20 protein-coding genes and 1 tRNA gene are annotated in these 19,075 nt (G+C 61.5%); 14 read left to right on the top strand and 7 right to left on the bottom strand.

All coding sequences use genetic code 11. From position 1 onward, the window contains the following. Positions 1-362: 362 nt before the first annotated feature. Positions 363-1,280: a phosphate/phosphite/phosphonate ABC transporter substrate-binding protein gene (locus tag ACDC66_RS08380; protein WP_376696254.1), complete on the top strand. Its 918-nt coding sequence runs from the start codon at positions 363-365 to the stop codon at positions 1,278-1,280. A gap of 51 nt (positions 1,281-1,331) precedes the next feature. Continuing rightward, a complete protein-coding gene (gene phnC, locus ACDC66_RS08385) occupies positions 1,332-2,123 on the top strand; it encodes a phosphonate ABC transporter ATP-binding protein (RefSeq protein ID WP_376696255.1) in 792 nt (263 codons plus the stop codon). Between the two features lie 35 nt (positions 2,124-2,158). Here the strand turns inward: phnC and ACDC66_RS08390 are convergent, their stop codons facing one another. Then, positions 2,159-2,281 carry a hypothetical protein gene (locus tag ACDC66_RS08390; RefSeq protein ID WP_376696256.1) on the bottom strand — a complete coding sequence of 41 codons (123 nt, stop codon included), beginning with the start codon at positions 2,279-2,281 and terminating at the stop codon, positions 2,159-2,161. Positions 2,282-2,306: 25 nt separating this feature from the next. Between ACDC66_RS08390 and phnE (ACDC66_RS08395) the strand changes: the two genes are divergently transcribed. Both phnE (ACDC66_RS08395) and phnE (ACDC66_RS08400) read left to right on the top strand, forming a co-directional pair. Then, on the top strand, positions 2,307-3,086 hold the full coding sequence (phnE, locus tag ACDC66_RS08395; RefSeq protein WP_376696257.1) for a phosphonate ABC transporter, permease protein PhnE: 780 nt from the start codon (positions 2,307-2,309) through the stop codon (positions 3,084-3,086). Beyond that, positions 3,083-3,868 (top strand): phosphonate ABC transporter, permease protein PhnE, encoded by a 786-nt coding sequence (phnE, locus tag ACDC66_RS08400; protein WP_376696258.1) that lies wholly within the window; start codon positions 3,083-3,085, stop codon positions 3,866-3,868. Before phnE (ACDC66_RS08395) ends, phnE (ACDC66_RS08400) begins: the two co-directional genes overlap by 4 nt. Before the next feature lie 211 nt (positions 3,869-4,079). Here phnE (ACDC66_RS08400) and coq7 read toward each other — a convergent pair whose 3' ends face one another. After that, positions 4,080-4,718: a 2-polyprenyl-3-methyl-6-methoxy-1,4-benzoquinone monooxygenase gene (gene coq7, locus ACDC66_RS08405; protein WP_376696259.1), complete on the bottom strand. Its 639-nt coding sequence runs from the start codon at positions 4,716-4,718 to the stop codon at positions 4,080-4,082. A 162-nt stretch (positions 4,719-4,880) separates the two neighbouring features. Between coq7 and ACDC66_RS08410 the strand changes: the two genes are divergently transcribed. The 10 genes from ACDC66_RS08410 (at position 4,881) to ACDC66_RS08455 (ending at position 13,897) form a co-directional block, all read left to right on the top strand. Then, positions 4,881-5,591: a DUF481 domain-containing protein gene (locus ACDC66_RS08410; RefSeq protein ID WP_376696260.1), complete on the top strand. Its 711-nt coding sequence runs from the start codon at positions 4,881-4,883 to the stop codon at positions 5,589-5,591. Beyond that, positions 5,588-5,926 carry a (2Fe-2S) ferredoxin domain-containing protein gene (locus ACDC66_RS08415; protein WP_376696261.1) on the top strand — a complete coding sequence of 113 codons (339 nt, stop codon included), beginning with the start codon at positions 5,588-5,590 and terminating at the stop codon, positions 5,924-5,926. Before ACDC66_RS08410 ends, ACDC66_RS08415 begins: the two co-directional genes overlap by 4 nt. Before the next feature lie 83 nt (positions 5,927-6,009). Then, positions 6,010-6,438 (top strand): 50S ribosomal protein L13, encoded by a 429-nt coding sequence (gene rplM / locus ACDC66_RS08420; RefSeq protein WP_376696262.1) that lies wholly within the window; start codon positions 6,010-6,012, stop codon positions 6,436-6,438. 22 nt (positions 6,439-6,460) lie between these two features. Further along, positions 6,461-6,853, top strand: a complete 393-nt coding sequence (gene rpsI, locus ACDC66_RS08425; protein ID WP_376696263.1) for a 30S ribosomal protein S9 — start codon at positions 6,461-6,463, stop codon at positions 6,851-6,853. Positions 6,854-7,017: 164 nt separating this feature from the next. Continuing rightward, positions 7,018-7,091 (top strand) — tRNA-Gln (locus ACDC66_RS08430). Between the two features lie 491 nt (positions 7,092-7,582). Next, a complete protein-coding gene (locus tag ACDC66_RS08435; RefSeq protein WP_376696264.1) occupies positions 7,583-8,419 on the top strand; it encodes a hypothetical protein in 837 nt (278 codons plus the stop codon). A 56-nt stretch (positions 8,420-8,475) separates the two neighbouring features. Then, entirely contained in the window at positions 8,476-10,149 is a 1,674-nt protein-coding gene (locus ACDC66_RS08440; RefSeq protein ID WP_376696265.1) for a choice-of-anchor D domain-containing protein, read from the top strand. 144 nt (positions 10,150-10,293) lie between these two features. Then, on the top strand, positions 10,294-11,478 hold the full coding sequence (locus ACDC66_RS08445) for a sensor histidine kinase (protein ID WP_376696266.1): 1,185 nt from the start codon (positions 10,294-10,296) through the stop codon (positions 11,476-11,478). An 8-nt stretch (positions 11,479-11,486) separates the two neighbouring features. Next, entirely contained in the window at positions 11,487-12,116 is a 630-nt protein-coding gene (locus ACDC66_RS08450) for a response regulator (RefSeq protein WP_376696267.1), read from the top strand. Between the two features lie 47 nt (positions 12,117-12,163). After that, entirely contained in the window at positions 12,164-13,897 is a 1,734-nt protein-coding gene (locus tag ACDC66_RS08455) for a M28 family peptidase (protein ID WP_376696269.1), read from the top strand. Positions 13,898-14,082: 185 nt separating this feature from the next. On the opposite strand, the gene ACDC66_RS08460 is transcribed toward ACDC66_RS08455, so the two are convergent. The 5 genes from ACDC66_RS08460 to ACDC66_RS08480 form a co-directional block, all read right to left on the bottom strand. Continuing rightward, on the bottom strand, positions 14,083-14,379 hold the full coding sequence (locus tag ACDC66_RS08460; RefSeq protein WP_376696270.1) for a hypothetical protein: 297 nt from the start codon (positions 14,377-14,379) through the stop codon (positions 14,083-14,085). Positions 14,380-14,408: 29 nt separating this feature from the next. Then, positions 14,409-15,329, bottom strand: a complete 921-nt coding sequence (locus tag ACDC66_RS08465; RefSeq protein WP_376696271.1) for a patatin-like phospholipase family protein — start codon at positions 15,327-15,329, stop codon at positions 14,409-14,411. 45 nt (positions 15,330-15,374) lie between these two features. Then, complete coding sequence (pncB, locus tag ACDC66_RS08470) at positions 15,375-16,544, bottom strand: nicotinate phosphoribosyltransferase (RefSeq protein ID WP_376696272.1); 1,170 nt, start codon at positions 16,542-16,544, stop codon at positions 15,375-15,377. Continuing rightward, the gene (locus ACDC66_RS08475) at positions 16,541-17,188 is read right to left on the bottom strand and encodes an isochorismatase family protein (RefSeq protein ID WP_376696273.1); all 648 of its coding nucleotides are present in this window, start codon (positions 17,186-17,188) and stop codon (positions 16,541-16,543) included. The genes pncB and ACDC66_RS08475 overlap by 4 nt, the downstream gene beginning before the upstream one ends. 218 nt (positions 17,189-17,406) lie before the next feature. Continuing rightward, entirely contained in the window at positions 17,407-19,050 is a 1,644-nt protein-coding gene (locus tag ACDC66_RS08480) for an acetolactate synthase large subunit (RefSeq protein WP_376696274.1), read from the bottom strand. Between the last annotated feature and the right edge of the window lie 25 nt (positions 19,051-19,075).

The raw sequence follows: 19,075 nt of genomic DNA on the forward strand, positions 1-19,075 counted from the left end.
TCGTGTGTTGCGACGCGAGTGACAGTAGCCGTAGCTACGGCCGAGCGGCGCAATGCGCGAGATGCGGCTTCTCCGGCAAAACCCTTCGGGACGGGCCTTTGCGGGGTCTCCGCCCCGTTTCGGCTCACTCATTTGGAACCACCAAACCACGCTCGCCGAAGCCGGAGCAGCACAGGCGAGAACGCAAGGGCGGTTTGCGCGAAGCGCAAGGAGCCCTGGAGTGGAGCCGTCGTGCGTGCCTCCCGCAAAGACCCGTCGCGCCCGCGCAGAGTTGTTCAGAGGTTCCTCAGCAGTCACTTGGCTGTCATGTTCGGCTTCGGTAAATCCGCTAACATGACGCCAGTCTCAAAAGGGCGGGTCCGTTGCGAAATGCTTCCCTGACACTGCTGGCGATCGTCCTGATTGGGTGTTGCCCGCGCGATCAGGTCGACGAACGCGGCTGGCCGAATGAGCTGGTGCTCGGCCTGGTGCCTTCGCTGGAAGCCGAAGCCATGGTCGACAACCTCGGTCCGCTGGCCGACTTCCTCAGCGAGGAACTGGGCATGCCCGTGACCAGCTTCGTGCCGCAGGACTACACCGGCCTGGTCGAGGCGCTCGGCACCGGCCGCGCCGATATCGGCATGCTGCCGCCTTTCGCCGCCATGCTGGGCCAGCGCCGCTACGATATCGAGACCATCCTGATTTCCGTTCGCGAGGGCGAGACCGGCTACCGTTCGCAGTTCATGACCAACGACCCGTCGGTGTGCGACACGCCGGTGGTCGAGGACGAGCGCGGTTTCCTGACCTGCCGGGGCGACGTGCGCGTGCTCGAGGGCGAAACCGTCGCGTTCACGGACCCGAACAGCACTTCCGGTTTCCTGTTTCCGTCCGTGCATCTGATGCAGCATGGTATGGACCCGCGAAAAGACGTCGAGGGCCTGTTCGTGGGCGGTCACGATTCGGCCGCACTGGCCGTTTACGCCGGTGACGTTCGTTTTGCCGTGGCCTACGACGATGTGCGGATGTTCATCGACGACCAGTACCCCGACATCGGCGAGAAGGTCATCACCTTCGATCACACGGTGATGATTCCCAACGACGGGGTACAGCTGCGGCCCGGCCTGCCCGAGGATCTGCAAATGGCCATCGCCGAGGCCTTCGTCAAGCTGGCCGAGTCACAGGCCCACCTGCCGCGCGAAGAAAAAGTGCTGTGGGTTTTGTATGAAATCGACGGCTTCGTGCCCGCCACCGAGGGGCTTTACGACCCGGTGCGCGAGGCTTACGAACTGCTGCGCGAATGACCACCAGCCGATAAATCGACCCAACGAGGAATCGACCCAGGGGAATGAGACATGACTGAGCAGCGCGGCCGCATCCGCTTCATCGACGCTGGCGTGACCTATCCCGGCGGCACGGTGGGGATGAAGGACATCAACCTGGAGATCGAACCCGGCGAGTTCGTCGTCATCGTCGGTTCTTCGGGTGCGGGCAAATCGACCCTGCTTCGCGCCATCAATGGACTCAACCGGCTGACTTCAGGGTCCGTGGAGGTCGACGGTGAAAAGGTGTCACAGCGCGAAGGCCGGGAGCTGAGGGCCTTGCGCAAGCGCGTCGGCATGATTTTCCAGGACTTTCGCCTGGTCAAGCGCCTGAGCGTGATCAATAACGTGCTCATCGGCCGCCTGGCCCACGTGCCCGGCTGGCGAACCATGTTCAACCTGTGGCCGCAGCATGACCGCGATATCGCGATCCGGGCCCTCGAGCGCGTCGGTATTCCCGAAAAAGCCTGGGTGCGCGCCAGCACGCTCTCGGGCGGGCAGCAGCAGCGCGTCGGTATCGCCCGCGCCCTGGCCCAGGAGCCGGCGATCATCCTGGCCGACGAACCGGTGGCCTCGCTCGACCCGGTCACCACCCACCAGATCATGCGCGACCTGGTGCGCATCAACCGCGAACTGGGCATCACCACCCTGGTCAATCTGCACTTCCTCGACCTGGCGCGCGAGTATGGCAAGCGCATCATCGGACTCAAGCACGGCGAGCTGGTCTACGACGGATCGGCGAAGACGGTCACCGACGAGGACTTCCGGGATATTTACGGGAGGGAGTTTACGGAAGACGATTTGCTGGAAGAAGGGTCGTCATGAAAGCCAATTTCCAAGTACCAAGCAGCAATTTTCAATCAAGGGCCAATGATCGAATGATCAATGACCAAAACGGATGGCAGCCAGCGGCGGTGCGGCGTGGTTTGGGTCATTTGTTCATTGGACATTCGGTCCTTGTTTGCAAATTGGTGCTTGGTCATTGGTCATTCCGACAAACGGAGCGGAATGGTGCTTCCTGATCGTCCTCCCCGCAACTGGTGGCTGATCGGCGGCACGGCCGGCTTCCTCCTCGCGATGACCTGGTGGTCGGGCAACGGTATCGGCTTTTCCGTGGTCGAGTTCCTTTGCAATATCAGCGGCGGCGGGCGTTTGCTGGCGGAATCCTGGCCGCCCGACTTCAGTTACCTGCCGCGACTGGCCGAGCCGTTCATGGAGACGCTCAATATTGCCATTATCGGTACGGTGATCGGCGGCATCCTGTCGGTGCCCGTTGCCGTGCTGGCCGCACGCAACCTCACTCTCGGCCGGGTGATCTGGTTTGCCGATCGCAATTTCATGAACGTGCTGCGCACGCTGCCGGACCTGTTCTGGGCGATGCTGTTCGCCACCGCTGTCGGCTTCGGGCCGGTGGCCGGGGCGCTGGCGCTATCGGTGTTCACCGTCGCGGTGATCTCCAAGCTCTGGTCGGAGTCGCTCGAGTCGATCGACATGGGCCTGCCCGAGGCGGTGCGCGCGGCGGGCGGCACCTGGCTCGAGATGCTCAAGTTCGGCGCCATTCCCCAGGCCATGCAGCACTATGTCTCCTACGCGCTCTACGCCTTCGAGCTGAACGTGCGCGCCTCGATGGTGCTCGGCCTGGTCGGTGCCGGCGGTATCGGCATGATCCTCGAGACCCAGCGTGCGAATTTCGAGTACGAGCGGGTGGCCATGATCGTCCTGGTGGTGTTGGTGGCCGTGCTGATCATCGAGGAGATTTCCGAGGCGATCCGGAGTCGGCTGGCATGAGCGGCTCGAAGCTTCAGAGGCAAAGGCGAATCGGTGGGGCGACCTGGGCGACGTTCATCATTGCTGCCCTTTTCTTCTGGTCGATGTGGGCGATCGGCTTCTCGCCGGAGCGCCTGGGCAAACTGCCGGCGCAGATGGCGGAGGTGCTGGGCTTCTTTTACCCGGCCGACATGGCCTACGGCTGGGACAGGGTACTGCCGTCGATTGCGGAATCCATCCAGATCGCCTGGATCGGGACCATTATCGGCGCCGTATTCTCGCTTCCGCTGGCCCTGCTTGGCGCCAGATCGCTGTTTCCGAAGTTCGCCCGCGTGGTCAAGCTGATCTCGGCAACCACACGTGCCTTTCCCGAGATCCTGCTGGCGATCTATTTCGTACCGATCGTCGGCCTGGGCGCGTTCGCCGGGGCGCTGGCCATTGGCATTTCTTCGATCGGCATGCTCACCAAGCTGGGCTCGGAAGTGGTCGACTCGATCGACTTCGGGCCGGTCGAGGCGGTCGAGGCCGCCGGCGGCTCACGCGTGATGGCGTTGCGATTTGCCGTGTTGCCACAGGTTTTGCCCGAAATCATCGCCCACTGGCTGTTCCGCTTCGAGCTCAATATCCGCGCCTCGGCGGTGCTCGGCGTCGTCGGCGCCGGCGGGGTCGGCGGCGTGCTGCTCAATACCCTCAGGTATCGCCACTTCGACAAGGCCGCGGCGGTGCTGGTGCTCACCATCCTGATCGTGCTGGCGATCGACATGGTCTCCGGCGAGATTCGGCGAAGGATTATCCGGGGATAAAAAAGAAAGGGTTCAGGGTTCAGGTTTCAGGGTTCAGGCGGCATCCGGAAGAATCGGTGGGCGGACGAGCCGCGATCGGTCGTGCCAAGCGAATAATGTTGCGAACCCGGAACCCGGAACCCGGAACCCGGAACCCGGAACCCGGAACCCGGAACCCGGAACCCGGAACCCGGAACCCGGAACCTGAAACCTGAAACCTGAAACCTTCTTTTCAGATTCGGTATGCCACCGCCTTCATGATGCCCGCGGTCAGCGACATCAGGCGCTGCACCGGCGCGGGCAGGATGGTGGCGCCGTGGTCGAGGGCCATCTGGGCGTGGCGGGCCTCGTCTTCTTTCATCTGGGACACGATGGCGCGTGAGCGCTGGTCTTGCGGCGGCAGGCGGTCGAGGTGTTCGTCGAGGTGGGCCTCGACCTGGCGTTCGGTTGCCTCCACGAAACCCAGACTCCAGGGATCGCCGGCCAGGCCGGCGCCCGCACCGATGGAAAACGAACCGGCGTACCACAGCGGGTTGAACAGGCTGGGGCGACTGGCCAGTTCGTCGAGCCGTTCGGCGCACCAGGCCAGGTGGTCTTCTTCCTCGCGCGCGGCTTCGGCCATCTGTTCGCGCACCTCGCTGCTGCGCGCCGTGGCGGCCTGGCCGGCGTAAAGCGCCTGGGCGCAGACCTCGCCGGTGTGATTGATGCGCATCAGGCCCGCGCTCAGTCGGCGCTCGTTTTCGTCCAGCCCCGTCTCGTCGAGGCCATTGGCGGGAGAAGGCCGGGTGCCGGACGGTGGCGGCCCGAAGGCCGCGCGCAGGCCGTTGTCGAGCTGGCCGAGGATTTGGTCGAGGGGGGTGAGTTCACGCATGGAGTCGGGACCGGATCAGGTGCTTTACATGACGAGGATGCTACACGTTTTATACTTCGACGGCTGATTTCAAGCTGGGCAATGAAAAACGGGAGAAACTTTGACATGAGGGAGTTGTCAGTGCCAGCCGTGCGCCTTTTCAATACGAAGAAAGCTTTTTCCATGCAGTCTTTTGCGATGATTCTGATGTGCGGCTGGCTGGTGTGCCCGGCTGAAGCCGCCGAGTGGTCGGGCAAGGGCGAATTCGGTTTCGTGATGGCTCGCGGCAATTCCGAGACCGAGACCCTGAATCTGGGCCTGGAGTTCGAGCGCCAATCGGAGAAATGGCGTAACCTCCTTCGTATGACAGCGCTGCGCGCCGAGGACGAAGGCCAGCTCAACGCCGAGCGCTACACGCTGGCCTACAAGTCCGGCTACAACTTCAACGAGAAATCCTATCTGTTCGGCGCGTTGCGCTACGACCAGGACGAGTTTTCCAGCAACGATTACCAGGCCAGCCTGTCGATGGGCTACGGGCGGCAGCTGCTGGATTCCGACACCCACCAGCTGTCGGTGGAAGTCGGGCCGGGCGTGCGCCGTACCGAGTCCAACGACCCGCTCGCCGCCACTGAAACCAACGTGATCGGGCGACTTTCCACCGATTACGCCTGGACAATTTCCGAGACGGCGGACCTGAGCAACGCCCTGCTGGTCGAGTCCGGCAGCGACAACACCTTCGCCGAAAACGAGCTATCCCTGAAGGTGGCGATCAACTCACGCTTCGCGCTCAAGTTGTCGGGCGCGGTACGCCACAACACGGACGTCGATCCCGGCATCGAGAAGACCGATACGCTGACCACGGCCAACCTGGTCTACAAGTTCGGTGAACAGTGAGTTACTACCGCCACCACCTGTTTTTCTGCACGAACGTACGCGCTGAAGGCGCCGAGCGGCCCTCCTGTGGCCGGTGCGGGTCGGCACGGCTGCGCGCCTACGCCAAGTCGAAGCTCAAGGAGCTGGGCCTGGCCGGAGCCGGCGGCGTGCGGGCCAACACGTCCGGGTGTCTGGATCGCTGCGAGGAGGGGCCCTGCCTGGTGGTGTACCCCGAGGGCGTCTGGTACACCTACATTGACGAAGCCGACATCGACGAGATCATCCAGTCGCACGTGATCGAGGGGCGCCCGGTCGAGCGGCTGATGCTGCCCGCCGAGGCCTCGGAAAACGACTGAAATTCTGTTGCAGGGCCAGAATGCTTGCTGTAGAATTCCCGCTCTTTACTGCAACGTTCTCAATTCAGCGAGCGAACGGAATCATGAAAACCTACAGCGCCAGGGCAGAAGACGTGCGCCGCCAGTGGCATCTGGTCGACGCCGACGGCAAGACGCTAGGCCGTCTGGCCACCGAAGTGGCCCGTCGCCTCCGCGGCAAGCACAAGCCGGAATACACGCCGAACGTGGACACCGGCGACTACATTGTCGTGATCAACGCCGACAAGATCCACGTCACCGGCCGCAAGATGAGCGACAAGGTCTACTACAAGCACACCGGCTATATCGGCAACCTGAAGTCGATCACCCTGGAAAAGCAGCTGGCCAAGCGGCCGGAGACGGTCATCGAGATGGCGGTCAAGGGCATGATGCCGCGGGGACCGCTCGGTCGGGCAATGTTGAAGAAGCTCAAGGTCTATCCCGGTACCGAGCACCCGCACGCCGCCCAGCAGCCGCAGCCGCTGGAACTGTAAAGAACAGGACGACTGAAAAGACATGGCTACTGAACAGTATTACGGCACCGGCCGACGCAAAACCTCCAGCGCACGCGTTTTCCTGCGTCGCGGCAATGGTCAGATCACCGTCAACCGCAAGCCGCTGGACGAATTCTTCGGCCGCAAGACTGCCCAGATGATCGTGCGCCAGCCGCTCGAGCTCGCCGAGCTTCTGGACCGCTTTGACGTCAACGCCACCGTCAGCGGCGGCGGCACGACCGGCCAGGCCGGCGCAATCCGCCTGGGCCTGACGCGTGCCCTGATGGAGTACGACGAAGAGCTCCGCAGCCCGATGCGCAGAGCCGGCTTCTGCACGCGTGACGATCGCGCGGTCGAACGCAAGAAGATCGGTCTGCACAAGGCCCGAAAGGCCACCCAGTACTCCAAGCGCTGATTCGGCGGCGCCTTTTCGCCGCTGGCGGCGTTTCGGGCCGCTCCGGAATGCTCATGTACACGCAAGTACACTGCGCTTCCTCCGCGGCCCAAAGCCTTGCCAGCGACGAAAATCCACTCGCCGAATCCCTTCGATCCAGATCGGAGGAAAAGCAAACGATCTCATGGGGGATCGTCTAGTGGTAGGACTACGGACTCTGACTCCGTCAGCGGGGGTTCGAATCCCTCTCCCCCAGCCAGATACAGAAAAACCCGCTCTAGGCGGGTTTTTCTGTATCTGGCTGGGGGAGAGGGAACGATGCGTAGCCCGCGAAGCGGGCGGAGCTACCCCGAGCGAAGCGAGGGGCAAGCCAGCGAAGCTGGCGCAGTCCATCCCGTAAGTCCCCGGTTTTGCACGGACTTTGACCGAGGCCCCTTGCCCGCCTAGAGCGGGTTTTTCTGTATCTGGCTGGGGGAGAGGCCCGATCCAAACCCCAGTTCGGACCGAGCGAAAAAACCTGACACGCTTCCCCGCCCAAATGCGTATTACTAGGGTAGGAGTCCCACTGCTCTGAAATTCGGGTTCGGGTTGCAGCCCCTTATGTCATGGGCTAAACTCGCATCGAGAGTTTCTGGGCAGGGCTTTGTAAGTGTCTGCCGCGCTTGCGGAAAATAGCTTCCTCGGGAGGTGTGTGCCGGTCAGACGGTTTACTCTGCAACAGAAACAGCCCAATCGAGAGGATTGATGACCATGAATATTGTGACAAACAGCCGCAAGGCACTTCTGGCCGGTATTGCCATGACGGCTTGCCTGGGCTTCACTTTCAACGCCCAAGCGCAGGACTGCGTAATCTCTAACTGGCAAGTTGATGGTGCTCCCACCGCCAGCGGTTTGAGTGATGCCGATGCGGGCAAACAGGAGGGTGACAACCGCCGATACGGCGGCCCCTGCGGTCTGCGCGTCGATGTAGATGGCACGGAACGCTACGTTACCGACGGAAGTCCGGGTGGCGAGACGAATTACATTGCTAGGTTTTATGTGTTCCTGGATGATGCGACGCCGTCCGGACCGGTTGTGCTGTTTGCTGCAAACGATGGAACCGACGATCAGATTCAAGTCCAGTACGATGGCGGAGATCTGTCACTGCATGTATGGGACTCTGGCGAAACGGAACACACCCTGGATGTCGCTGGTGCTGGAAGTGGGTGGCATTCCATCGAATTTGTTTGGGAGCAAGCAGCCGACGCGCAGATTGCTTTTATTGTAGATGGCGCTGATGATGTAACTCCATCATCTACTATCGATACCTCCGGCATGACGATCGAAAACGCGTTTCTCGGTAATGTTAACGGCCAATCGGGTTCCGGTTGGATTGACTTTGATGATTTCGATTCTCGCCGGGTTGAACGTCCGGGTCGTTTGATGGTTGGTGACGCCGATGCTTCTGGATCGCTAACTATTTCCGATCTCTTTGCTGTGAACAATGAACTCGCTCCTGGCGGTGATTTTGCAGCCGGTCAGCCAGATTGCGACGAAAATGGCAGCATGACGATCGGTGATTTGTTCTGCGTAAATAATCTGCTTTGAGGCAGATTTCCTGAGAAAAAGTATAGTTAATTAGCATAAACCTCGGAGATGTACTGATGAATATTCCTTTCCAGACAGGCAGAGTTTTTCGTCCGTTGGCGACACTAGCATCTGCCGCGTTCTTGGCGCTGGCCCTGCCTTTTACTGTGGCTTTCGCGCAGCCTGACCTAAATCTTCAGGATACAAGCGCGAACTCACCAGGAACGGCAGAGATTTCATACGACTTTACGAATACCGATCCTGCCGAGGTGTGCGGGATTTCCGTGTGTATTGTCTTTGACCCGGCAGAAGTCGATTCGGTTGATACGAGTAGTTGTCTTGACGGTGTTCCCGAGCCGCATGCCAGTAGCACCTTTTCTGCCTGTGAACTGGAAACCGGGGGCGGTGAGTGCGCTGGCCAGGGCTACCCGGTCGACGAAACCATCCGGCTCGCGTTGGTTGATTTTGGTTCCACAATTGATGATTTCACCGGCGCGGGACCCATTGAAGTCAATTTGGCCAGTGGGTTGACAACCGGGGACACGGTGACGCTAACCAACAACATCGTTGAAGTCCTTGATTGTACCGGCACTGATGTCACGCCAGGAACATTTACCGACGCCAATATTGAGGTTGTTGAAGAAAGCGCGGTTCTGAATGTCCAGCCGCCGAGCATTGGCTTTCCGGATACGCAAAGTGGTTTTTCATCAGCTGCGGAGCCCATCACGATCTCCAACGACGGTACCGATGAAATTGACTTGCAGGTCTCTTCTATTGCCTACGATGATGACACCCACTTTGAGTGGTCCGATATTGATTGCGGTCCAATTCCTTTCACACTCGCTGATGGCGAGAGCTGTGAAATTGAAGCGGTATTCAGCCCGCAAGCGATTGGGGGTCCATTTAGCGCGAACCTCGTCATTGGTAGCGACGCCGGTCAGGTGACGAATGATGCAGTCGCTGTGAGTGGAACGGGGACGGAAGGCCCGGCCGGCGCGCTGATCATGGAGCCCGATCCTATAGAGTTTGGCGATGTTCTTACCGGAGAAACCTCGTCCATGACGGTAACGGTTACCAGTGATGGAGCCGATAACTCCACTGTCGACGGAATTTCGCTTGCACTAGGTGACAACACCCATTACAGCATTCCCGCTGGAAGCGACAACTGCTCTGGAGAGGATCTCCCGAAGAATGCCTCCTGCACGTTTGAGCTTGTCTTCGATCCACAGAGTGCCGGCGACGGCCTCTCCACCTCGGTGACGGCGGAAGGCACCGACGGTAATGGCGATACTCAGTCAGCATCTGTCACCGCTACAGGTGATGGCGTTGAAGAAGCCCGCTTCGTATCCAACCTCAACGTCAATCTAGGCGTTGCTGCTCCGGGATCCTCGCTGAATGAGTCCGTCAGCATCTCGAACGAAGGTAATCAGGATCTGACAATCAGCAATTGCTCCGGACTATCCGGTGACACGAGCCAGATTAGTCTTGGATCGAGTCCTGAGTCGCTTTCCCCCATCGCGGCGGGCGAAGCGGGATCTTTCGATGTCAGTTGTACTGTTCCGGACCCAGGCTCGTATTCGGCCAGCCTGACTTGCGACACGAATGATCCGAATAATGGCACGGTGACCTACAACTTCAGTTGCACCGGTCAGCCGCTGGTCATCCCGACCATGCAGCCCTGGGGCCTGGTTGTGCTGACCATGCTCATGCTGATGGTGGGTGGTCTGAGCATCCGTTACTTCCGGGTCTGATCATCTGACCCGACGGTTCGCTGCGCCACCGGTGTAGCGGCCGATGAAAGACCCTGAAGCCGCCGGAGTTCGCTCCGGCGGCTTTTTTTGTGCTCATGACGACTGGCCCATGTTCCAACCCGGCTTACGGTTTAGAATCCCGTCATGGCTCTGAAACATCTCGTGGATCGACTCGGCTCGCTGGCGGAGATCCGTACCATCGACTGGCTTCGCTATGTCGGGGTGCTTGTCTGGATGTTGACTGCGCTGCCGCTGATCCTCCTTCCGTGGCTGTTGCCAGAAAGGCCTGAAACCGGTGACATCATCGGCTGGTGGTCGGCGGCCCTGCTGTTCCTGCTCGTTTTATGGCATCCGGTCATCGGCCAGCAGCGGACGGCACCGTTCTGGCAGCGCGTGACGGTGATGCTGGTCCTGTCGATATCGGCATTCGGCGTTACTTATTTCACCCATACCGGCCTGGGCAGCCTCCTGGCCATGCTGGTGGCGGCCCTGTTACCCTGGATTCTGCCGCTGGTGATCGGAATGGTGGGGGTGGTGTGCCTAGCGCTCGCTTTCAGCGTCTGGATCGTATTCAGCCCTGAAGGGAGCTGGCTCCTCCTCCTCGTCTACCTGCTGATGAACCTCGGGCTGACCTCATTTCCCTTCATTGCCTCCTTGTTGGCACTCAAGCAAATGCAGGCTCGGGCGGAGCTCCGACGGGTGAACTCAGAACTGCTGGCTACACAATCGCTTCTGACGGAGAACACTCGCGTCGCCGAGCGTGTTCGGATATCGCGCGAGCTTCACGACCTGGTGGGGCACCACCTGACGGCGTTGACGCTGAACCTGGAAGTGGCCAGCCACACCTCCGAAGGAAAGCCGCGCGAGCATGTCGACCAGGCTGCCTCCATTGCGCGCCTTCTATTAGCGGACGTGCGGGAGGTGGTCAGCGATATGCGCCGGGATGACCAGGTCGATCTCAAGCAGGCGCTTGAGATGCTGGCTGCTGGTGTGCCGGACCTGAATATCCACCTGGAGATTCCGTCCGAAATGGCACAGACCGACCCGAAGCGAGCGCAGATTCTCTTGCGCTGCTCCCAGGAGCTGATCACAAACGCAGTCCGTCACGCGCGTGCAGGCAATCTCTGGATCAGTCTGTCCAGCTACGATCAGGGAATCGTCCTAAAAGCTCGTGACGATGGATGCGGTACCCCCAACCTGGTGCCTGGTAACGGTATCAGCGGCATGCGTGAGCGTTTGCGAGAACTTGGTGGCCGGCTGGATATCGCCACGCGACCGGGTGCGGGATTTCAGGTCAAAGCATGGTTACCCATGGAGCAAGCATCATGATTCGAGTCATGCTGGTCGACGACCAGACCCTGGTCAGGCAGGGCGTTCGTTCCCTGCTTGAGCTGGCAGAAGACATTGAAGTCGCCGGCGAAGCCCCGGACGGGCAGACTGCGATCGAGCGGATTCCGGAGATCAAGCCTGATGTCCTGCTGCTCGATATGCGCATGCCCGGCAAGAACGGTCTGGATGTCATGGAGGAATTGCAACAGGAGAGCAAACTTCCTCCGACGATCATTCTCACCACTTTCGACGACGATGACCTTCTGCTGGCGGGCATCAAGGCAGGTGCCAAGGGCTACTTGCTCAAGGATGTCGCGCTCGAGGAATTGATTTCAGCCGTCCGGGCGGTCGCGGAGGGCGAGACCCTGGTGAAGCCAGCGGTTACCGAGCGGCTGATGAAAGGCCTCGGCAAGATGCGCACGGATTTCACCAGCCTGCCTCAGCCGGATCCATTGACCTCCCGAGAGACGGAAATCCTGCGTTTGATGGCCGGCGGTTACTCCAACAAGGAGATTGCTGGGGCCCTCAGCGTGGCCGAGGGGACGGTCAAGAACCATGTTTCCAATATTCTCTCCAAGATGGGGGTCCGGGACCGCACCCGGGCCGTGCTGAAGGCACTTGAGGGCGGCCTTATCTGAATTGAGGGAGTGCTAGAATCGGGGTTTTGCCACGGAGCTCGATTTCCATGATTCGTCTGCTGAGCCTTATTCTTGTATTGCTGCTGGCCGCCTGCGGTGGTCAATCCCCTTCCGAATCCGCTGACGACGCTTCCGGCGCCGAATCGGCGCAATCCAGCTCGGATGCTGCCGGCACGGACCAGGCCGACGAGGTGGAAGAATCGCTTCCCGAAGTGCCGGGTGACGGTGTGGATTCAGATCGGTACGCTGAGCATGTCGCCACCCTGGCCTCGGACGAATACGAGGGCCGCGCCCCGGGCACCCGTGGCGGTCGCATGACGATCGACTATCTCGTGCGTGAATTCAGCGAGATGGGGCTGAAGCCAGGCTATGGCGACAGCTACCTGCAGCCGGTGCCCATGATCGAGCTGACCAATGCCGAGCGCAGCGATATCTCGGTCGACCTCGCTGGTGACAGCATGACCCTGGCCTATCCAGAGCAGATGGTGATCAATTCGCGTCGCCTGGGTACCGATCCGCACGCGATCGAGGAGTCCGAGATTGTATTTGTCGGCTACGGCATCGTCGCGCCCGAGTACGACTGGAACGATTACGACGGTCTCGACGTCGAGGGCAAGACCGTCGTCATGCTGGTCAACGATCCCGGCTTCGCCACGGTTGATGAAGCGCTGTTCAACGGCCGCGCCATGACCTACTACGGCCGCTGGACCTACAAGTACGAAGAAGCGGCCCGGCAGGGCGCGGCGGCCGCGCTGGTGGTGCATGAAACCGAGCCGGCCAGCTATCCCTGGGAAGTGGTCGTCAATTCCTGGTCCGGCGCGGAGTTCGTTCTGGCTAGCGATGAATCCGCCCCGAGGGTGGCCCTGGAAGGCTGGCTAACCGTCGACGCCGCCCGCGACCTTTTCGCCGGGGCCGGCCTTGACTACGAGGCGCAAAAGGAGCGCGCCAAACAGCCCGGGTTCGAGTGGGTGAGCCTGGACGCCACGGCTTCCGCCCAGGTGCGAAACAGCATTCGACGCGGCAAGTCGTACAACGTGCTGGCCGAATTGCCCGGCTCCGAGCGACCGGACGAGGCCGTGATCTACATGGCGCACTGGGACCATCTCGGGCGCAACATGGCCCGGTCGGGTTCCGAGGGTATCTACAACGGTGCCGTGGACAATGCTTCCGGAACTGCCGGCCTTCTGGAACTGGCGCGGCTGAACGCCGAGGTCGGACCGGCCGAACGTACTCAGCTGTTCGCCGCGGTCACGCTCGAGGAATACGGGCTGCTGGGCTCGGCACACTACGCGAGCGACCCGGTTTACGCGCCGGGGGATACGGCTGCAGCCATCAATATGGATGCCATGACCGTGCTCGGACCAACCAATGACGTCACCGTCATCGGCTACGGGTCCTCCGAGCTGGAAGAAACCCTGGCCGAGGCCGCAGAGCGCCAGGGCCGTCATATCGAGCAGGAGCCCAGTCCGGAAGCCGGCTACTACTACCGCTCCGACCACTTCAACCTGGCCAAGATCGGCATCCCGGCCCTGTACGCCAAGGGTGGCGTGGATCATCGCGAGAACGGCCGCGAGTACGGTCTGGAATGGCAGGCCGACTATCGAGCCAACCGCTATCACAAGACCGCCGATACCTACAGCGAGGACTGGGATCTGCGCGGCGTGGCCGAAGACGTGGAACTGCTCTACAGCGTGGGCCGTTCAGTCGCCGACAGCGAAAGCTGGCCCGAGTGGTATGAAGGCAACGAGTTCCGTGCCATCCGAGAGAAGAGCAGGCAGTAAAGGCCTCCTGTCGTCCCGGCCTGAGCGTCAGCGAAGAGCCGGGACCTCGCAATTGCCAGTCCGGCACGGGCCAGCTCAATGCCCCCGGAAGTGTGCGAGGCCCCGGATAGCCGCCTTGCGGCTTCCGGGGCGACAGTCATTCCGTATTCGGTGAATTCGGTGTTTTCCGTGGTTCCAATATGTTTTCACGCCCGCCCGACGTCGCTGTCCTGCGGCGAGTGCAGATACTCGCTCTCTTCGGCCGACTGCATGACCTGGTCGATCAGTTCCTCGACGCGCTCGCGCGCAGTGGTCAGGTCGTCGTCGGACGGCACCGGCGATTCGGGCTGATGGGAATAGAGCCAGAAGTGCACGGCGCCGGCGATCAGGCCGTCCGCCAGCGCCCAGGGGTCGACATCCGGGTTGTCGGCGGCAAGCCGGTTACCCAGGTCGACCACGGCGTCGGCGGCTTCGTCGAACAGCCTGTCGTCATTATTGGACATCGGTGATCCTCCGGTTTCTTTTACTACAGTCAGTCGGCGTGGTGCAGCCGTTCCACATCGGTTGAGGCGAGCGCTTCTTCGGCAAGCTTCTCGCCCAGCGTGATCACCTCGGATGCGCGATGAAATTCGTGCACGAAGCAGGTGTTCTTCGGAATGCTGATCATGATATCCGAGCGGAAGATGGCCATGTGATGGCGGGCGATGGCCGCTTCCATTGTGTCCAGCGCGCGCATCATCACGGCCATCAGACCCGGGCGTTCGTCCTTTTCGTTCCGTTCGCTGTCGCGCCAGCCATTCATGAATTCCCGGACCCGCATGAGCATGCTGTCGTCATCGTCGGATTCCTCCCGCTGCTGTTCCAGCGGCGGGGGGTGGACGGCCGGCGCATTGACGTCGACGACAACCACCAGGTCGTTGATGGTGCGCAAGGTCGGCGCGATGGGAACCGGGTTGAGAATGCCGCCGTCGATCAGGGTGCGCCCGCGGTACTCGTGCGGCGCGAAAACGCCGGGAATCGCGATGGAAGCGCGAATCGCGTCGAACAAGGGGCCCCGGTCCAGCCAGACTTCACGGCCCCGGTCCAGATCCACGGCAACGGCCGTGAATTCGGTCTCCAGGTCCTCGATGTCATAGTGGCCAATCAGGTCGGCCAGCTTGTTGATGATCTTGCGGCCGCGGATCAGGCCACCACCGGAAAAGCTCCAGTCGACCAGTGCCAGGATGTCCGACTGCTCGAGCCCGCAGACCCATTCCTCGTAGGCGTCGAGACGCCCGGCAGCATGGATGCCGCCGACCAGGGCCCCCATGGAGGAGCCGGCGATATGCCGGATCTCGAGGCCGGCCTTTTCGAGCGCGCGAATCACGCCGATATGGGCCAGGCCGCGGGCACCGCCCGAGCCCAGCACCAGAGACACGCTGCGGCCGGCCAAGGGCTTGTTGTCGGTAGTCATTGGTCGGATTCTAGCGCATCCATATCAGCACTGAGGATTTCGCGCTCATTCAGCCGGCACATCGAAGGCCTGTCGAACCCAGGCCAGGTAGTGCTGGTCCGTGGATACGACCTTGCCGGGGGAGTCGGAAAGCTTGACCACCGGTTGACCGTTGCACTCGGTCATCTTGATGACGATGTTGACCGGCTTCACGCCGGTGTCGTGGGTCAGGTCGGTGCCGATCCCGAATGAGACGTTGATGCGGTCACGAAATCGCTCCCAGATTTCGGCGGCCCGAGGAATCGTCAGCGAGTCGGAAAAAATCAGGTTGCGCGATTTCGGATCGATCCGGTTCTCCCGATAGTGTTCGATCATGGCTTCCCCCCATGCCATCGGGTCCCCCGAGTCCTGTCGGGCGCCGTCGAATAGCTTGCAGAAGTACATGTCGAAATCGCGCAGGAAAGCTCTGAGACTGTAGGTGTCCGACAGGGCGATGCCGAGATCGCCGCGGTACTCACGCGCCCAGACCTCGAAAGCGAAGCGCTGGGTCTCGGCCAGCCTGGGTCCCAGCGCCTGGCAGGCCTGGATGAATTCGTGCGCCATGGTGCCGATGGGCACCAGCCCGAGTTCCTTGGCCAGGCGGACGTTGCTGGTGCCGCGGAAGCTCCCGGGGACTTCGGAGGCGAACGTCTCGATGACTTCGTCGTGCCACTCGCGCGAGAATCGGCGGCGGGTGCCGAAGTCCGCAAAAACGAACTCTTCGGGCTCGTCGAGGGCCTTGACCTGCTCGATCTTTTGCTCCAGGCGCTCTCGCCCTTTCTTCAGTTCGTGATCCGGCCAGGCATGGCGGCTGTAGAGCTCGCTGATAATGGCCAGCACCGGCACTTCGAACAGGATGGTGTGCAGCCAGGGTCCGCGAATCCGGATCGTGAGCTGCCCGTCGTCCTCCCCGATCTCGACAAAGCGCGACTGCAGGTGGAAAAGTCGCAGGAACTCAATGAAGTCCGACTTCATGTAGCGCAGGCTGCTGAGGAAATTCAGCTCCTCGGGTCCGAGCTTGAGCGAGCAAAGGTGCTCGATCTCCCGTTCAAGGTCCTGACGGATGGGGCTCAGGTCGACGCCCTCGCTGCGGCACTTGAACTGGTACTCCACTTCGGCGCCGGGAAACTGATGCAGCACCGCCTGCATCATCGAGTACTTGTAGATGTCGGTGTCGAGCAGCGATTCAATGATCATGCCGGCTGCTCCACATCGTCACAGCTATCGATGAACTCGATGCCAGTCTGCTCCATCTCTTCGAGTGCCTGGCCGATGCTTTCATCCGCGATACCGCGGCAGGCGCCCCGGTTGAGAATGACCTGGAGCCCGGCCTGCTGAAGTTGCCGTGCGGTCGCCCAGACGCAGAAATCAGTGGCCAGGCCGCCCACCAGCACGTGGCTGACCTCACGCGCCCGGAGCCACTCGATGACGCCAGTGCTCATTTTCTCGGCGATGTCGTGGTAGCAGGCGCCATAAGGGTGCATGTCCAGCTCCACGCCCTTCCAGACGAAGAAATCGTAATCGGCCGGGCGGGGCAGGCCGGGAACGAGCTTGAAGCCCTCGGTGCCGGGGACGGCGTGGACCGGCCAGTGTTCCTCGACATTGTCGCCATCCACGCCGGGCCTGCCGATCTTCTGGGGGATGTCCGTGACCCACACGGCCTTCGGGTTGTGGGCGTCCTTCGACCCGAGCCGGAAGGCGGCAAAGCCGGCCTGACGGTTGAGCTCGGGGCCGATGGTGTCGCCTTCGTCGACCGGTAGTTCATCCGGGCACAGCGGCGTGAACGTGCGTTGAGCGTCGACGTCGAAGCTTGCAACATATTGTTTCTCGGGGAGCTTCATAAATTTTTGTCGTCGAGTCGCCTATTCGTTCAGATGCGGTCGAGCATGCCGAATGCCAACCTCTGGTTCGCCCTGTCGCCCCTGAAATCGCGACGCGACTGTCCGGGGTCTCACACATTTCGGCTGGTGCTACGCCAGAGTCGTACCCGGTGATGCTTGCGAGGCCCCGGGTATCGGCTTACGCCGATTCCGGGGCGACACTGGATTGAAGGCGCCGATCAGCCGCTTAACGATGCACTGGCCTCGGGGATGGCCTCGAACAGCTCGTGCTGGCTGTCGGAATAGTCGACCGGGCAGTCGATGAGATGGACGCCGGGACGATCCAGGCACTCGCGCAGGAGTTCGTCCAGATGAGCGGGGGATTCCGCCCGGTAGCCGCTGGCACCGTAGCTGTCGGCGTAACGCACGAAGTCCGGATTGCCGAAGTCCAGTCCAAAGTCTGCCAGCCCCATGTCCTGCTGCTTCCACTTGATCATGCCGTAGGCGTCGTCGCGCAGGAGCAGGATGACCAGGTCGAGTCCCAGCCGCACCGCCGTTTCGACTTCCTGGGAATTCATCATGAAGCCGCCGTCGCCGCATACCGCCAGGACCTTGCGTTCCGGATGGACGAGGCGGGCAGCCATGGCGACCGGCAACCCTGCGCCCATGGTTGCCAGGGCGTTGTCGAGCAACAGGGTATTGGGTCGCGTGGTGCGATAGTTGCGGGCAAACCAGACCTTGTAGAGGCCGTTGTCCAGGCTGACGATGCCGTCCTCGGGCATGGCGTCGCGCACGGCGTGAACGACCCGCCGGGGATGGACCGGGAAACCGTCCAGGTCGCGACCACGATCCAGGTCCTCGAGCATGGCTGAGCGGACTCTGTGGGCGAACTTGAAATCCCAGTGATCCTGGACGGTGATTTTCTCGTCGATCTGCCAGACGGCGTTGGCGATATCACCGGTGACTTCGAGTTGCGGGAAGTAGACCGGGTCGACTTCCGCGCTGAAGAAGTTGACGTGAATGACGGTACGCCGCCCCTCACGCATGAAAAACGGCGGCTTTTCGACCACATCGTGGCCGATGTTGATGATGCAGTCGGCGCGCTCGATGACCCGGTGAGCATAGTCGTCTTCCGACAGCGCGGCGGTGCCCATCCAGCAGTCGGTTTCCCCGACCACGCCCTTGCCCATCTGCGTGCTGACGAACGGTATACCCGTGTGGTCGATGAAGCGCCGCAACATGCGCGCGGTCAGCTTGCGGTTGGCGCCGGCGCCGATCAGCAGGAGCGGGTGCCGGGCCTTCTCGATCGCCTCGACGGCAGCGTTGACGGCCTTTTCCTCGGCCACGGGGCGGCGGTGCATGCTGGCCTTGATCGGCAACTCATCGGTCTCTTCCTCGCAGATGTCCTCGGGCAGCTCCAGGTGGGTGGCGCCGGGGCGTTCCTCGGCGGCCTGGCGAAAGGCCTCGCGCACGCGCGACGGGATGGTCGCCGCCGACACGATCTGCCGCGTGTAGCGGGTGACCGGCCGCATCAGATCGACCACGTCGATGATCTGGAAATGGCCCTGCTTGGATGTCTTGATTGGCTTCTGGCCGGTGATCAGTACCAGCGGCATGGCACCCAGCTCAGCGTAGGCAGCGGGTGTGATCAGGTTGGTCGCGCCGGGGCCGAGGGTCGACAGGCAGACGCCCGGCTTGCCGGTCAGCCGTCCGTAGCAGGCGGCCATGAATCCGGCACCCTGCTCGTGACGGGTGACGATCAACCGGATACTCGATCCGCGTAGCGCCTCGAGCAAGGCCAGGTTTTCCTCGCCGGGAACCGCGAAGACGTAGTCGACGCCTTCGTTTTCCAGGCACTTGACGAAAAGTTCTGCAGCATTCATGGGGTTATGGTGCCCCATTGGGTGT

Origin of the sequence: Wenzhouxiangella psychrophila, assembly GCF_042310375.1 — a bacterium.
Classification (GTDB): domain Bacteria; phylum Pseudomonadota; class Gammaproteobacteria; order Xanthomonadales; family Wenzhouxiangellaceae; genus Wenzhouxiangella.

Excerpts from the sequence above, each read along its gene's own strand:
- phnC (WP_376696255.1), top strand. The coding sequence starts at position 1,332 with ATGACTGAGCAGCGCGGCCGCATCCGCTTCATCGACGCTGGCGTGACC.
- ACDC66_RS08390 (WP_376696256.1), bottom strand. The coding sequence starts at position 2,281 with ATGACCAAGCACCAATTTGCAAACAAGGACCGAATGTCCAATGAACAA.
- phnE (WP_376696257.1), top strand. The coding sequence starts at position 2,307 with ATGGTGCTTCCTGATCGTCCTCCCCGCAACTGGTGGCTGATCGGCGGC.
- phnE (WP_376696258.1), top strand. The coding sequence starts at position 3,083 with ATGAGCGGCTCGAAGCTTCAGAGGCAAAGGCGAATCGGTGGGGCGACC.
- coq7 (WP_376696259.1), bottom strand. The coding sequence starts at position 4,718 with ATGCGTGAACTCACCCCCCTCGACCAAATCCTCGGCCAGCTCGACAAC.
- ACDC66_RS08410 (WP_376696260.1), top strand. The coding sequence starts at position 4,881 with ATGCAGTCTTTTGCGATGATTCTGATGTGCGGCTGGCTGGTGTGCCCG.
- rplM (WP_376696262.1), top strand. The coding sequence starts at position 6,010 with ATGAAAACCTACAGCGCCAGGGCAGAAGACGTGCGCCGCCAGTGGCAT.
- rpsI (WP_376696263.1), top strand. The coding sequence starts at position 6,461 with ATGGCTACTGAACAGTATTACGGCACCGGCCGACGCAAAACCTCCAGC.
- ACDC66_RS08435 (WP_376696264.1), top strand. The coding sequence starts at position 7,583 with ATGAATATTGTGACAAACAGCCGCAAGGCACTTCTGGCCGGTATTGCC.
- ACDC66_RS08440 (WP_376696265.1), top strand. The coding sequence starts at position 8,476 with ATGAATATTCCTTTCCAGACAGGCAGAGTTTTTCGTCCGTTGGCGACA.
- ACDC66_RS08445 (WP_376696266.1), top strand. The coding sequence starts at position 10,294 with ATGGCTCTGAAACATCTCGTGGATCGACTCGGCTCGCTGGCGGAGATC.
- ACDC66_RS08450 (WP_376696267.1), top strand. The coding sequence starts at position 11,487 with ATGCTGGTCGACGACCAGACCCTGGTCAGGCAGGGCGTTCGTTCCCTG.
- ACDC66_RS08455 (WP_376696269.1), top strand. The coding sequence starts at position 12,164 with ATGATTCGTCTGCTGAGCCTTATTCTTGTATTGCTGCTGGCCGCCTGC.
- ACDC66_RS08460 (WP_376696270.1), bottom strand. The coding sequence starts at position 14,379 with ATGTCCAATAATGACGACAGGCTGTTCGACGAAGCCGCCGACGCCGTG.
- ACDC66_RS08465 (WP_376696271.1), bottom strand. The coding sequence starts at position 15,329 with ATGACTACCGACAACAAGCCCTTGGCCGGCCGCAGCGTGTCTCTGGTG.
- pncB (WP_376696272.1), bottom strand. The coding sequence starts at position 16,544 with ATGATCATTGAATCGCTGCTCGACACCGACATCTACAAGTACTCGATG.
- ACDC66_RS08475 (WP_376696273.1), bottom strand. The coding sequence starts at position 17,188 with ATGAAGCTCCCCGAGAAACAATATGTTGCAAGCTTCGACGTCGACGCT.
- ACDC66_RS08480 (WP_376696274.1), bottom strand. The coding sequence starts at position 19,050 with ATGAATGCTGCAGAACTTTTCGTCAAGTGCCTGGAAAACGAAGGCGTC.